Genomic DNA, 14,056 nt, shown 5'->3' on the forward strand with positions numbered 1-14,056 from the left:
TTCCGGTATTATCAAACCAATAATAATCTATTAAACATAGTTATTTGAAAATATTTTTTTTCAGATTCAGACATAAAACACTAAAAATTTACACCCGCCAAAGTTGTAAAATGAGTTCCCCGAAGAAGGGTGGTTCACAACTTAGTGGCTGGCAAATCGCATCAAGCCGGGACTCGTTTTGTGACTTTGGGAGAAAATTAGAAAGTCTTTGTATGCCTGTTCACAATACAGTGTTGTGCTGCCACGGACGGCAGCACAAGTCTTAATGTGCCCGGATGGCACATTTAAGATGCACACGTCACTCCGGCATAAAACTAAATCAGGCATACTTAGACTTTCTTATTTTCGGACAACGGAACAAAACAGTCCCGGCTTGATGCAATTTGCCAATCTAAAATCCCCAGAACCACCCTACACGAGGAAACTCATGTCACCCACAAACCATCATTTGGCGGCAGCTTATTATAATGACGGTGTGAAAAATACTTGTAAAATCAGGAAAGTCCTGTAAAATAAAACATAGACTGCAATGAGAAAAACAGTATGGTGAACAATATCAGAAAAATAGCACGTAGATGCAGGAGGATACATATGGAACAGTTAAAAGCGGTAATACTTGCAGCAGGTAAGGGAACACGTATGAAATCAGATCTGCCGAAAGTGGTACATACAATAGAAGGAAAATGTCTGGTAGATTATGCAATCGAAGCAGCGATCGGAGCAGGTGCAGATGATATCTGTCTGGTTGTCGGATACAAATATGAAGTCGTACGGGAGACGATCCTGCATCAGGAGGTCAGCTTTGTATTACAGGAGGAACAGCTTGGAACCGGGCATGCGGTGCGCTGTGCAAAGGATTTCTTAGGAGATGCGGGACAGACAATGATCCTGTTTGGAGATACACCTTTGATCACAGCAGATACACTGAAGCGTTTAAGAGAATATCATACAACAAACAAAAATACCGTGACAGTATTATCTGCCATGGTGGAAGATCCGACAGGATATGGAAGGATCATCCGTGATGCAGATGGTAATTTCGTAAAAAGTGTAGAGCACAAAGATGCAAGTGAGGAAGAGAGAGCTTCTCATGAGATCAATTCCGGTATGTATATTTTTGATACAAAGGAATTAAAAGAGGCACTTGAAAAAATCCAGCCGAATAATGCGCAGGGTGAATATTATCTGCCGGATACGCTGACAATTATAAAGAACAAAGGACTAAAAGTGGATGCATTTGCATTAAGTGATCCGGAGGATATCATGGGTGTGAATGACCAGGAGCAGTTGAAATCTGCAGCAGAGATCATTCGCAGACGGAATCAGGCAAAATAAATGGGATGGAAAGATTTATTCCGGTCACAGTGGATAAAAGATACAGAAATGGAGAAATACATGTTTTTGATCGTAGGGCTCGGAAATCCGGGAAAACAGTATGAGCACACCAGACACAATATCGGATTTGATGTCATGGATGCGCTTGCAGAGAAATATAATATCAGTATCAGTGAAAAAAAACATAAGGCACTCTGTGGAAAAGGTGTCATAAACGGTGTGAAAGTTGTGCTGGCAAAACCACAGACATATATGAATTTAAGCGGGGAGAGTGTGGCAGAACTGCTCAGTTATTACAAGATGGACCCGGAAGAAGAGATGATCGTGATCTATGATGACATCAGCCTTGCGCCGGGAAATCTGCGCATCCGCAAGAAAGGAAGTGCAGGCGGGCACAACGGCATCAAAAATATCATTGCGATGACCGGGACGCAGAATTTTTTGCGCATCAAAGTCGGTGTCGGGGAAAAACCGGCGGGCTGGGATCTTGCAGACCATGTGTTAGGACATTTTGATGCCGCAGACCGCGTAGAAGTTGAGAAAGCGATCGGGCATGCCGTAGAGGCTGTTGAAATGATGGCTGCCGGTGAAACAGATGCAGCGATGAATCATTATAATGTAAAAAAGAAAGAAGCGTAAATGGGATTTGTGTGAATAAAGATTTTCACACACCGGAATGGGGATTATCATGAGAGCTTTTTCGGAACCTTTAAAAGAGCTGAAAGAATTTGAAAATTTAAGTGCGATAGTGCAGAAGCTGCGCGGGATCGCGCAGATCTCAGGATGTATAGATGCGGCAAAACCACATCTTATGTACAGTGTAAACAATGGTTCTGGAAACAGGATCATTGTTACGTTTCAGGAGCAGAGAGCGAAAGAAATCTATGAAGAATATCGGTTCTTTGATCCGAAGGCAGCGTATTATCCTGCAAAAGATATCCTTTTTTATCAGTCGGATATCCGTGGAAATGTACTTACTGCGGAGCGTATCAATGCATTAAAAATGCTTGCAGAAGAACCGGCGTGCACCATAATAACTACATTTGACGGACTTATGAATCCAATGCCAGTACCGGAAAATTTTATTCAGTCCGTGATAAAGGTTGCGGTCGGGGATACATTAAATCTCGAAGAACTGGTAAAACACTTAGTGGAGCTTGGTTACGAAAAAAACTATCAGGCAGAAACGATGGGAGAGTTTTCGGTGCGTGGCGGAATTTTAGATATATTTCCACTGACAGAAGATAATCCGTTTCGAATTGAATTCTGGGGGGACGAGGTTGACTCTATCCGTTCCTTTGATGCGGAAAGCCAGCGATCGATTGAAAATCTGGAGGAAATTTCAATTTATCCTGCCTGTGAACTGGTACTGACAGTACAGGAACGGCAGGCGGGGATCGGAAGGATCTTAAAAGAGGCTGATAAGGTATCTGCAAAACTCCGGAAAGAAATGAAAACGGAGGAGGCACACCGCATAAAAAGTACTGCGGCCCAGATTGCAGAGGAAGCGGGAGAGTTAGGTATCAGTGCAGGACTTGACGCGTATCTGTCGTATTTTTGTGAGGAAAGAGTATCGTTACTTGATTACTTTAACAGGGAGAATACGATTATTTTTGTGGATGAGCTGGCACGTTCCATTGAGCGCGGCATGGTGACGGAAACGGAGTTTTCCGAGAGCATGAAACAGCGTCTTGAAAAAGGTTATATTCTGCCTGGACAGATGCGGGAACTTTTTTCCTGTAAGGAAATCCTGGCAAAAATTGAAACAATGGCATGTATTTCTTTGGTGGCACTGGATTTAAAAAACAGTCATGTGGATATCAAAGAAAAATTTACCATCGACTCAAAGACGGTCAATCCATATAATAACAGTTTTGAACTTCTGGTCAAAGATCTAACCCGTTACAAAAAAAACGGATACCGTGTGATTTTGCTTTCCGGATCAAGAACGCGTGCGAAGCGGCTGGCAGAAGATCTGATGGCAGAGAAACTGAATGCTTTTTATTCAGAAGACTTCGACCATGAGGTAAAACCGGGTGAGATCATGACCGGTTACGGTAAGATCAAAAAAGGTTATGAATATCCGTTACTCAAATTTGTTGTGATCTCAGAGAGCGATATTTTCGGCAGTGAAAAGAAAAAAAAGAAACACCGCCGCACCTATGAGGGAGAAAAAATTGCAAGTTTTACCGACCTTAACGTTGGTGACTATGTTGTTCATGAAAATCATGGACTCGGAATCTACCGCGGAATCGAAAAGATCGAAGTTGATAAGACGGTTAAAGATTATATCAAAATTGAGTATGCCGGCGGTGGAAACTTATATATCCTTGCAACACAGTTAGAACTGATCCAGAAATATGCCGGTGCAGATGCGAAAAAACCAAAGCTGAATAAATTAGGCGGACAGGAATGGAATAAGACCAAGACGAAGGTGCGCGGTGCAGTAAAAGAGATTGCACAGGATCTTGTGAAACTTTACGCAATGAGACAGGATCAGGATGGATTTGTCTATGGACCGGATACTGTCTGGCAGAGAGAATTTGAGGAAATGTTCCCGTTTGAAGAGACGGAAGATCAGGAGCTTGCGATCGAGGCGACGAAAAAAGATATGGAAAGCACGAAGATCATGGATCGCCTGATCTGTGGTGATGTCGGGTATGGAAAGACGGAAATTGCGATACGTGCGGCTTTTAAGGCAGTGCAGGACGGAAAACAGGTTGCTTTTTTAGTGCCGACGACGATCTTAGCGCAGCAGCATTACAATAACTTTGTGCAGCGTATGAAAGATTTTCCGGTCAATATTGATCTTTTGTGTCGTTTCCGGGGCGGTGCAGAACAGAAAAAGACAGTGGAGGCATTGAAAAAAGGAAGCGTTGATATCATTATCGGGACGCACAGACTGCTGTCGAAAGATGTGGTATATAAGGATCTTGGACTTTTGATTATTGATGAGGAACAGCGTTTTGGTGTGACGCACAAAGAAAAGATCAAACAGTTAAAGACAAATATCGATGTGCTCACGCTCACAGCAACACCGATTCCAAGGACGCTTCATATGAGTCTGATCGGAATCCGTGATATGAGTGTATTAGAGGAACCGCCGATGGACCGTGTACCGATCCAGACGTATGTAATGGAATACAATGAGGAACTGGTACGCGAAGCAATCTCAAGAGAGCTTTCCCGTGGGGGACAGGCATATTATGTATACAACCGTGTGAAAGAGATTGCAGATGTTGCAGCTAAAATTGCAGAGCTTGTGCCGGAGGCAAATGTTGCCTATGCGCATGGACAGATGAAAGAGACAGAATTAGAAAATATCATGTATCGTTTTATTAATGGTGAGATTGATGTACTGGTCTCCACAACGATCATTGAGACAGGACTGGATATTTCAAATGTGAATACCATGATCATCCATGATGCGGATAACATGGGATTGTCACAGCTTTATCAGCTTCGTGGACGTGTCGGCAGATCGAACCGGACAGCATATGCGTTTTTAATGTACCGCAGGGATAAGATGTTAAAAGAGGTAGCAGAAAAAAGGCTGGCTGCGATCAAAGAGTATACGGAGCTTGGAAGCGGTTTTAAGATCGCCATGCGGGATTTAGAGATCCGCGGTGCGGGAAATCTGCTTGGTGCCAAGCAGCATGGGCATATGGAGGCAGTCGGATACGATCTTTACTGTAAAATGTTAAATGAAGCGGTTAAGGAAGCAAAAGGCATGGAAGTTGCTGAAAGTTTTGACACTTCGATCGACATTGATATTGATGCTTATATTCCGATGGGATATATTCCGAACGAGATGCAGAAACTTGACATTTATAAGCGTATTGCAGGCATTGAGACTGCGGATGAGTCAGAAGAGATGTTAGAAGAACTGATCGACCGTTTTGGAGATCCGCCAAAATCTGTCGAAAATCTGCTTTATATTGCAAGGGTAAAATCCATGGCACATCATCTTTATTTCACGGATATTTCACAGAAAGGTGATGCACTGCGGTTTACCCTGTATGAGAAAGCAAAGATCAATGTGGCGGCAATTCCGGAGTTTACAGCATCCTTTAACAATCATGTGAAGTTTACCATGGATGCGAAAGAACCGTATTTTACTTATTTCCTGAAACTGAATACCAGGGAAAAATATGTGGAAGCAAAAGATGTGATGGAGACATTTTTAAAGCGTGCGGGAGAGATGCTGATGGAAAAATAACTTGCGGCTTTTGATAAAACGAATTATAATAAACTGAATGACTGCCTATATCTGAAAAAGAGGGCACTGGGAGGAATATATGAACAGCAGAAAAATTACCGCATTATTGTTAAGTGGCGCTATGGCTTTATCTGTACTTACAGGCTGTGGCGGAGTCAATAAAGATAAAACAGTGGCAACTTTAAATGGAGAGCCGGTAACACTTGGAATCGCAAACTTTGCAGCAAGATTTGGGCAGGCGGGAGCAGATGATTTTTATACCGCATATTTTGGAAAAAATGTCTGGACATCTGATCTGTATGGAAATGGAACGACCGGACAGGATAATTTTAAAGACAGTGTGATGGATTCTTTAGAAGATATGTACGTGCTGCAGCTTCATATGGATGAGTATAATGTCAGCATTACAGATGATGAGAAAGCGGCGATCACCGCAGCTGCAACACAGTTTATGGAAGATAACAGTAAAGATGCGATAAAGGCACTCGGTGCAACGCAGGAAATCGTGGAAGAATATCTTACATTAGAGACGATCCAGAGCAAAATGAAAGCAGCGATCGTTGCGGATGCAGACACTAATGTAACGGATGAGGAAGCAAAAACAGGCGCATATAGTTATGTAGGTGTTTCTAAGACGACACATAGGGATGAGAGCGGCAATACCGTAGATTATACGGATGAGGAAAAAGAGGAGCTTGCAGCAAAGGTGGCTGATTTTGCAAAGGCAGCAAAGGAAGACGGTCTTGATGCAGCAGCAGAGGATGCAGGCTATACAGTAAGTACCGGCACGTTTACACAGGAAGATGATTCTGTGGATGAGAAACTTTTAGCGGCACTGAAAGATTTAAAAGAAGGCGAAGTGACAGATCTGATCGAGGGTGACAGCTCTTATTTTGTGGCACGTCTCGATAAAGAAGTGGATGCGGATGCGACAGAGGAGACACGCCAGAGCATTATTGAGCAGCGCAAAGATGATCTGTATAATGAGACGCTCGATGGATGGAAAGAAGGAATCGAGTGGGCAGTGAAAGAAAAAGTCTGGGATGACGTGAATTTTGATAACCTGTTTACAACTATAAAAGATACAGAGACAGAAAGCACGACGGAGCAGGCAACAGAGTAAAAAGAGAACGTCGAAAGCACAGTCTTTCGACGTTTTTTATAGTGGGAGAAAACAGATGGAGAAAGAAAATATTGTACTGATCGGAATGCCTGGTGTCGGAAAAAGCACCGTGGGAGTCATATTGGCAAAGGTATTAGGCTATCAGTTTGTAGATGCAGATCTGGTTATTCAGGAAAAAGAGGGAAAGCTGCTGCGCGAGATCATTGCAGAAGAAGGACCTGACGGATTTATTGCGGTCGAAAACCGTATTAACAGTGAAATAGAAGCACATCATTCAGTCATTGCCACCGGAGGAAGTGTTGTATATGGAAAAGAGGCAATGGAGCATTTAAAGCAGATCGGAACTGTGATCTATTTAAAATTAGATTATACAGGAATCAGCCGCAGACTGTCGGATATTAAAGGCAGGGGCGTTGTTTTAAAAGATGGACAGACTTTAAAAGATCTGTATGATGAGAGAATTGTACTGTATGAAAAATATGCAGACATTACGATTGCAGAGAATGGTCTGAATGTGGAACAGACGATCGAGAAGATTGTGGCACAGATCCAAAAAGAATCTTTGTAAAATCACATCAATGGAATGAAAGAGTCAGAAGATGAACAAAAGATTAAAAGATAAAAAACTATTGTCTGGAATGATCGTTACCGGTGGATTTCTTATAATATTGGCGGGAGGAGCACTGACGCAGCAGACGGCATTAGGACAGAGTTATCAGGGTGTGTATATAGATGGAATATTTGTCGGTTATGTGGCAGAAAACGTCGATGTGAAGGAGGCAATCCGGAAGGCAAGAAGAGAACTGGCAGCAGAGTCAGAAAAACGTCTGTGTATGGATCATGAATGGTCAGTAAAGACAGAAAAGAAGCCGTTTGTGCATCTGGAAAAGAAAGAAGCATTAGAAGAACAACTGAAAAATGTGCTGGCAGAAAAGATGATTGAGAGCAGAGAGCGTGCATATACAGTTGCGATCGGTTCCTACCGTGGGAATTTTACAACAATCGATGAAGTGACGGATTTTTTGAACCAGGTCAGAAAAAAAGCGGATGAAGAAGAGGCGTATACAGTTACATACCAGTCGTTAGAAGGACAGATTGACGGAATATTAACGGCGGATCTGAAACAAAAAGAAAGCGAAGACGATTTGGCAAAAGAAGGGGAAAAAGAAACACAGGATATACAGGCATCATCACTTGCAGGTGTCTCATTAGAGTCGGCAACACAGCTTTTGGATGCTGTGACGTCGGATGCGGCGGATTTTTATGAAACAGGTGTCCTTGACATGGCATTTGTGGAAAATGTTGAGGTTTATGAAAATTACGTGCAGCCGGATGCATTTACTAATCCGGGTGATGCGGCTGCGGAAGTAACAAAAGAGAAAGAATCGAATAAAATATATGTAGTAGAGAGTGGTGACTGTCTCTCTGTGATCGCACTTGACCATGACACAAAAGTTACGGATATTATGGCATTAAACGGACTCGAAAATGCAGACGCACTGCGAGAAGGACAGGAGCTTATCATTGCGGTTCCGGAACCGGATTTAAAGATCAGGCTGACTGTAGGGGAAGTTTACGAGGAAGATTATGAGGAAGAACCTGTCATTATGGAAAATGATTCCTGGTATACCAATCAGGAGGAAGTTATAGAAGAAGGTGTGTCAGGACATCGTGAGAGAAATGATATCGTCGTATATGAAAACGGCTCTGAGGTAAGCAGGGAGCTGGCACACCAGAAAATCATGACGGCAGCGAAGGCAGCAGTTGTGGAACGGGGAACGATCGTACCACCGACATACATCAAACCGATTGCCGGCGGAAGATTTACATCGGGATTCGGAAGACGCTGGGGAAGAATGCATAAAGGTGTGGACTGGGCATGCCCGGTTGGAACAACCGTGTATGCGTCCTGTGCCGGAACTGTGATTCAGGCTTCTTATAATGGAGGATACGGTAACAATGTCGTGATCAGCCATGCAGATGGAAGACTGACACGTTATGCACATAACAGTAAACTGTTAGTGAAAGTTGGCCAGAAAGTAGAGCAGGGAGAACCGATCGCACTGAGTGGAAGCACCGGACGCTCCACAGGACCGCATGTGCATTTTGAAATCTATATCGGAGGCGCAGCAGTTAATCCACTGAAGTATATCAGTAACTGATAAAAATTGAATGCAAAGTGTGTGGAAATGCAGATTTTTTTTGGGAATATCTGCATATTTACAACAAAATTGAAACTGTGATATAATTCTTGACAAAAGCACATAATAGCAACTATAATTATGTGTTTGTATGAAAAGGTTCATAGAGGTGTGATATGGAACAATATGTCATTAAAGGAGGCAATCCGTTAGTCGGTGAAGTGGAAATCGGCGGGGCAAAAAATGCTGCGCTTGCCATCATTTCTGCGGCAGTCATGACGGATGAGACCGTTACAATAGAAAATTTACCAAATGTCAGAGATATCAATGTGCTGTTAAATGCGATCAGTGATATCGGAGCGAAGGTAGACAGACTGGATACACATACGGTGAAAATGAACGGATCATTTATTCACAATCTGGTTGTGGACAATGAATATATCCGTAAGATAAGGGCATCCTATTATCTGCTTGGAGCTCTCCTTGGCAAGTATAAACATGCAGAGGTAGCTCTTCCGGGTGGCTGTGATATCGGAAGCCGTCCGTTTGACCTTCATCTGAAAGGATTCCGTGCATTAGGTGCGACAGTAGATATCCGGCATGGTCTTGTGGTTGCAGATGCAAAGCAGTTAAAAGGAACGCATATATATCTGGATAAGGTATCTGTCGGTGCAACGATTAACATTATGATGGCAGCAGCCATGGCAGAGGGAAAAACAACTTTGGAAAATGCTGCAAAGGAACCTCATGTTGTAGATGCAGCCAACTTTTTAAACAGCATGGGTGCTAATATCAGAGGTGCAGGTACGGATGTGATCCGTATCGTCGGAGTGGAGAAGCTGCATAAAACAGAGTATTCTATCATTCCGGATCAGATTGAAGCCGGAACATTTATGCTTGCTGCAGCAGCCACAAAGGGAGATATTACAGTAAAAAATGTAATTCCGAAGCACTTAGAAGCGATCAGCGCAAAACTGCTTGAGATTGGATGTGAGGTGGAGGAATTTGATGATGCGGTACGCGTGGTATCTTCAAAACCATTGCATCATACACAGGTTACAACGCTTCCGTATCCGGGATTTCCAACGGATATGCAGCCACAGATCGCAGTGGTATTAGGTATTTCAGAGGGTACGAGTACCGTTACGGAAAGCATTTTTGAAAATCGTTTTAAATATGTGGGCGAGCTTGCGCGCATGGGTGCCAATTTTAAAGTCGAGAGCAATATAGCGATCATCGGCGGAGTTGACAATTATACCGGAGCACGTGTTAATGCACCGGATCTGCGGGCGGGGGCGGCTCTTGTGATCGCAGGGCTGGCAGCAGAAGGAATCACAGTGGTAGATGATATCTACTATATTGAACGTGGATATGAAGAATTTGAGAAAAAACTCGCATCACTGGGGGCTGTGATCGAGAAAGTAAGTACAGAGAAAGAGATTCAGAAGTTTACACTGAAAGTATCTTAGGAGTAGAGAAGGGCGTTTCCGGGTATAGGAGACGTCTTTTTTTGATTCATAGGAAATGAGGATAAAGATGAGAAAAATATTTCAAAAAGAACTGGATATGATACTTCACTGGAATCTCACGCTGGTTGGTGGATTCCTTGGAACTTATGCGATATTGCTGCATGCAGGAAATTTTGGATCTGCACAGACCGGAAACGTTATGGAGATGGCAGCGGCACTTACCGGTAAAGATTTTGCAGAAGTGGGAATAAGATTTCTGGCATTTCTTATTTTTGGCAGTGCGATCGTTATCTCCTATCTGCTGACGAATTTTACCAGACTGGATATGCGAAGGCTGGTACTCTGGGTAGATGCGGCAGGACTTACCGCAACAGCGGTCATGCCGGAGGGAATGTCTGCGGTTGTAAGTCTTTATCCGATATTTTTCTGTTCGGCATTCCAGTGGGGAAGTTATTCCGGTGCATCCGGGTATAACAGCGCAAGCATTTTTACCACGAATAATTTTAAGCAGTCGCTGCTTGCATGGACACAGTACATATTGACAAAGGATCCGGAATTTCGCAGAAAAGGAATCATGTATACCATGACAGTACTTTCTTTTTTTGCAGGTGCATGTATCGGATGTGTGTCTGTCTATGCATATGGTGTGTATGGCGCATTTGTGGGATTTGTTCCGTTGATTGCCGCACGTGTGTTTATGCATATTGGAAAGATACCGGTTTTGAATGGAACACCGGAAGAAATCGAAGAGGAAGCAGAAGAAGCGCTCGAAGAGGCAGTTCTGTTAGAAAACGATCAGAAAATATGATCGTTTTCTAAGGAGCCTCTTTGAGCGCTTCTTTTTTGAAACTGCAGGTATATCCGAAAAATAGTGGATTCTATCTACAGCAATCAGTCCGCTTACAGAATACTCTGGATATGCAGATCAAGACGTGTAGACAAATCAATGCAGGAGTTATCGTTCAACTGTACGATCGGTCTTGCAAGATGCTGCTGGTTTAACATAACGATATTGGCACTCTGCCCGTTACTTAAAAGAACACGGTTGTTCTGATAAGTGGATGCGATATGCTGTAAAAAAGTCAGGATGAACTTTGGCTTATACTTCTGAAGACCTTCCTGTTCAAAACGCTCAATGACCTGAAATGGACAAAGAGGAGCACGGTAAGATCTTGCAGCAGTCATGGCATCATAAACATCAGCGATCGCAACGATCATTGAGCAGTCATCTAAGTCTTTCTGGGTCGCTTTCAGCGGATAACCTGATCCATCACAACGCTCATGATGAAGCAGGGCAGCTTTTTTAATATGAGGATCGATCTGCAGCGGTTTTAATAATTCATAGCCAAATTTTGTATGTCTTTTGACGAGATCAAATTCTTCGTCTGTATATTTGCCTGGTTTATTTAAAATATCATCCGGGATCTTTAATTTCCCGATATCATGCAAAAGACCACAGAGTGTTAAAGTGTCTAAAGTGTCAGCATCTACTTTCAGCCATTTACCGATACGCCGGCAGATCAGAGCTACATTTAAAGAATGTGCATAAGTGCTGTCATCGTAAGCACGCATATTGTGCAGCATATCAAAAAGCTCAAGTGATGTTTTACAGGAATTAAACAGTTTAACTGTCTGGTCAAGAAGATCATTTGTGTCAAGCGGCTGATCATGAAAAACATAGCCTTCCATGGAAGACTTTAAGGAGTTCAATACGAAAGAATGATCAAACTGGAATGTCTGAAATTCTTTCGAGGCTTTTACCTTCTGGGAATAAGCCGGAATAAAATGTGGTGTTTCCGGTTCTTTTGGTTCATCCGGATCTTCAATACCGACCTCTAAAACACAGTAAAAAGAAAGACGCATGATAAGTGGTCTTGTAAGTGTGACACCTTTATCAACGATCATCTGTCCGTTCTTTGTCAGAATCTGTTCGGCAGTAATCATGCCGGGTTCAAGTTTGTTGACTGTTACCTTTTTCATAAAAAACCCCATTTCATTCATGATAACAGAATGTCCGCGGAACATGCATTCTATTATATGTACGTTTATAATTAAGTATAGTATAGAATTTTCATATTTGAAAGTCAATCGGGTTTGTGCAAAAGGTTAAGAAATTATACCTTGACATTTTAGAAAAACAGGTGTATGTTAGTCACTGTGAGTTTTATAACTTAATAACTTTTAGAATTTTCTTATTCAGAGTGATGGAGATACAAAGGATCTGTGAAGTCACGGCAACCCCTCTACGGAAGGTGCCAACCTGAGCGAATTGTACGTTACAGTATATATGTTCGAACAATAAGAGGATTTGATGATTGATTTACAGATATCACTTCCACTTGTTTTTCGCAAGTGGATTTTTTTTGCGAAAACGCAAAAAACACTATCAGAAAAAGGAGCAAAAGAATGGAAAAAAGATTATTTACATCAGAATCCGTAACAGAAGGACATCCTGACAAAGTCTGCGATGCAATCTCTGACGCAATCTTAGATGCATGTATGGCAGAAGATCCAATGAGCCGTGTTGCATGTGAAACCGCAAGCTGTACAGGTTTCGTTTTAGTAACCGGAGAGATCACCACAAAAGCACAGTTAGATATCCCGGCAATCGTTCGTAAAACGGTAAATGAGATCGGTTACAACGATGCCAAGACAGGATTTGACGGAAATACATGTGCAGTTATGGTAGCACTTGACCAGCAGTCACCGGATATTGCAATGGGTGTTGATAAAGCATTAGAAGCAAAAGAGGGTGCCCTGACAGATGATCTTGATACCGGAGCTGGTGATCAGGGTATGATGTTTGGTTATGCAACCAACGAGACACCGGAGTTAATGCCATATCCGATCTCTTTAGCACACAAACTGGCATTACAGCTCACAAAAGTAAGAAAAGACGGTACATTAACCTACTTAAGACCGGACGGAAAAACACAGGTTTCCGTAGAGTATGATGAGGCAGGAAAACCGGTACGTCTTGAGGCAGTTGTATTATCTACCCAGCATGATGATGATGTAACACAGGAGCAGATTCATGCAGACATCAAAAAATATGTTTTCGATCCGATCCTTCCGGAAGATATGATCGATGCAGATACCAAGTTCTTCATTAACCCGACCGGACGTTTTGTAATCGGCGGACCACACGGAGATGCAGGTTTAACAGGACGTAAGATCATCGTAGACACTTACGGCGGATATGCACGTCACGGCGGCGGAGCTTTCTCTGGAAAAGACTGCACAAAGGTTGACCGTTCTGCAGCATATGCAGCACGTTACGTTGCAAAGAACATCGTAGCAGCAGGTCTTGCAGAGAAATGTGAGATCCAGTTATCCTATGCGATCGGTGTTGCACAGCCGACATCCGTTATGGTTGATACTTTTGGTACAGGCAAATTATCCGATGAGAAGTTAGTTGAGATCATTCGTGAGAACTTCGACCTTCGTCCGGCAGGTATCATCAAGATGCTTGACTTAAGAAGACCGATCTACCGTGGAACAGCAGCTTACGGACATTTCGGACGTACAGACTTAGACCTTCCGTGGGAGGCAGTTGATAAGGCTGATACATTAAAGAAATATCTATAAGGAAATAAATTTCCTCGAAATAAATTTCCTCGAAATAAATTTCCTCGAAGATTTTAAGTGAAAAGACAGATCCGGTTTCACAAAAAGTTTAGACAATTTTATATAAAATAAATGGGATTTGTATTTTTTCATGTTATAATAGGTCATAAAGGTATTTTTATGAAATCATAAAGATGCTTTT

10 protein-coding genes and 1 riboswitch are annotated in these 14,056 nt (G+C 42.5%); of the genes, 9 read left to right on the plus strand and 1 reads right to left on the minus strand.

Annotation, left to right across the window (positions count from 1 at the left end; translation table 11 throughout):
• Nucleotides 1-591: 591 nt before the first annotated feature.
• The 8 genes from DXA60_RS04560 (at nucleotide 592) to DXA60_RS04595 (ending at nucleotide 11,095) form a co-directional block, all read left to right on the plus strand.
• Nucleotides 592-1,335, plus strand: coding sequence for a sugar phosphate nucleotidyltransferase (locus DXA60_RS04560; protein ID WP_117919907.1), 744 nt, complete (start codon nucleotides 592-594; stop codon nucleotides 1,333-1,335).
• A 60-nt stretch (nucleotides 1,336-1,395) separates the two neighbouring features.
• Entirely contained in the window at nucleotides 1,396-1,974 is a 579-nt protein-coding gene (pth, locus tag DXA60_RS04565) for an aminoacyl-tRNA hydrolase (protein WP_199536187.1), read from the plus strand.
• 49 nt (nucleotides 1,975-2,023) lie between these two features.
• Nucleotides 2,024-5,554 carry a transcription-repair coupling factor gene (mfd, locus tag DXA60_RS04570; RefSeq protein ID WP_117919911.1) on the plus strand — a complete coding sequence of 1,177 codons (3,531 nt, stop codon included), beginning with the start codon at nucleotides 2,024-2,026 and terminating at the stop codon, nucleotides 5,552-5,554.
• 79 nt (nucleotides 5,555-5,633) lie between these two features.
• Nucleotides 5,634-6,677, plus strand: a complete 1,044-nt coding sequence (locus DXA60_RS04575; RefSeq protein ID WP_117919913.1) for a peptidyl-prolyl cis-trans isomerase — start codon at nucleotides 5,634-5,636, stop codon at nucleotides 6,675-6,677.
• Between the two features lie 55 nt (nucleotides 6,678-6,732).
• Nucleotides 6,733-7,245: a shikimate kinase gene (locus DXA60_RS04580; protein ID WP_117919915.1), complete on the plus strand. Its 513-nt coding sequence runs from the start codon at nucleotides 6,733-6,735 to the stop codon at nucleotides 7,243-7,245.
• Nucleotides 7,246-7,276: 31 nt separating this feature from the next.
• Nucleotides 7,277-8,839, plus strand: a complete 1,563-nt coding sequence (locus tag DXA60_RS04585) for a M23 family metallopeptidase (RefSeq protein WP_117919917.1) — start codon at nucleotides 7,277-7,279, stop codon at nucleotides 8,837-8,839.
• Between the two features lie 155 nt (nucleotides 8,840-8,994).
• The gene (locus DXA60_RS04590; protein WP_117919919.1) at nucleotides 8,995-10,287 is read left to right on the plus strand and encodes a UDP-N-acetylglucosamine 1-carboxyvinyltransferase; all 1,293 of its coding nucleotides are present in this window, start codon (nucleotides 8,995-8,997) and stop codon (nucleotides 10,285-10,287) included.
• A gap of 67 nt (nucleotides 10,288-10,354) precedes the next feature.
• The gene (locus tag DXA60_RS04595; protein WP_117919921.1) at nucleotides 10,355-11,095 is read left to right on the plus strand and encodes a YoaK family protein; all 741 of its coding nucleotides are present in this window, start codon (nucleotides 10,355-10,357) and stop codon (nucleotides 11,093-11,095) included.
• 92 nt (nucleotides 11,096-11,187) lie between these two features.
• Here the strand turns inward: DXA60_RS04595 and DXA60_RS04600 are convergent, their stop codons facing one another.
• Nucleotides 11,188-12,267: an HD-GYP domain-containing protein gene (locus DXA60_RS04600; RefSeq protein ID WP_243006755.1), complete on the minus strand. Its 1,080-nt coding sequence runs from the start codon at nucleotides 12,265-12,267 to the stop codon at nucleotides 11,188-11,190.
• A 209-nt stretch (nucleotides 12,268-12,476) separates the two neighbouring features.
• Nucleotides 12,477-12,592, plus strand: a riboswitch (SAM riboswitch).
• 101 nt (nucleotides 12,593-12,693) lie between these two features.
• Here DXA60_RS04600 and metK point away from each other — a divergent pair.
• Nucleotides 12,694-13,875 (plus strand): methionine adenosyltransferase, encoded by a 1,182-nt coding sequence (gene metK / locus DXA60_RS04605; RefSeq protein WP_117919923.1) that lies wholly within the window; start codon nucleotides 12,694-12,696, stop codon nucleotides 13,873-13,875.
• The last annotated feature ends 181 nt before the right edge of the window (nucleotides 13,876-14,056 follow it).

Origin of the sequence: Roseburia sp. OF03-24 (genome assembly GCF_003463035.1) — a bacterium.
GTDB lineage: Bacteria > Bacillota > Clostridia > Lachnospirales > Lachnospiraceae > Roseburia > Roseburia rectibacter.

Bases quoted from the DNA above. Each gene is read 5' to 3' on its own strand.
- DXA60_RS04580 (WP_117919915.1), top strand. From the start codon at position 6,733: ATGGAGAAAGAAAATATTGTACTGATCGGAATGCCTGGTGTCGGAAAA.
- metK (WP_117919923.1), top strand. From the start codon at position 12,694: ATGGAAAAAAGATTATTTACATCAGAATCCGTAACAGAAGGACATCCT.
- DXA60_RS04585 (WP_117919917.1), top strand. From the start codon at position 7,277: ATGAACAAAAGATTAAAAGATAAAAAACTATTGTCTGGAATGATCGTT.
- DXA60_RS04560 (WP_117919907.1), top strand. From the start codon at position 592: ATGGAACAGTTAAAAGCGGTAATACTTGCAGCAGGTAAGGGAACACGT.
- DXA60_RS04575 (WP_117919913.1), top strand. From the start codon at position 5,634: ATGAACAGCAGAAAAATTACCGCATTATTGTTAAGTGGCGCTATGGCT.
- DXA60_RS04595 (WP_117919921.1), top strand. From the start codon at position 10,355: ATGAGAAAAATATTTCAAAAAGAACTGGATATGATACTTCACTGGAAT.
- mfd (WP_117919911.1), top strand. From the start codon at position 2,024: ATGAGAGCTTTTTCGGAACCTTTAAAAGAGCTGAAAGAATTTGAAAAT.
- DXA60_RS04590 (WP_117919919.1), top strand. From the start codon at position 8,995: ATGGAACAATATGTCATTAAAGGAGGCAATCCGTTAGTCGGTGAAGTG.
- DXA60_RS04600 (WP_243006755.1), bottom strand. From the start codon at position 12,267: ATGAAAAAGGTAACAGTCAACAAACTTGAACCCGGCATGATTACTGCC.
- pth (WP_199536187.1), top strand. From the start codon at position 1,396: ATGTTTTTGATCGTAGGGCTCGGAAATCCGGGAAAACAGTATGAGCAC.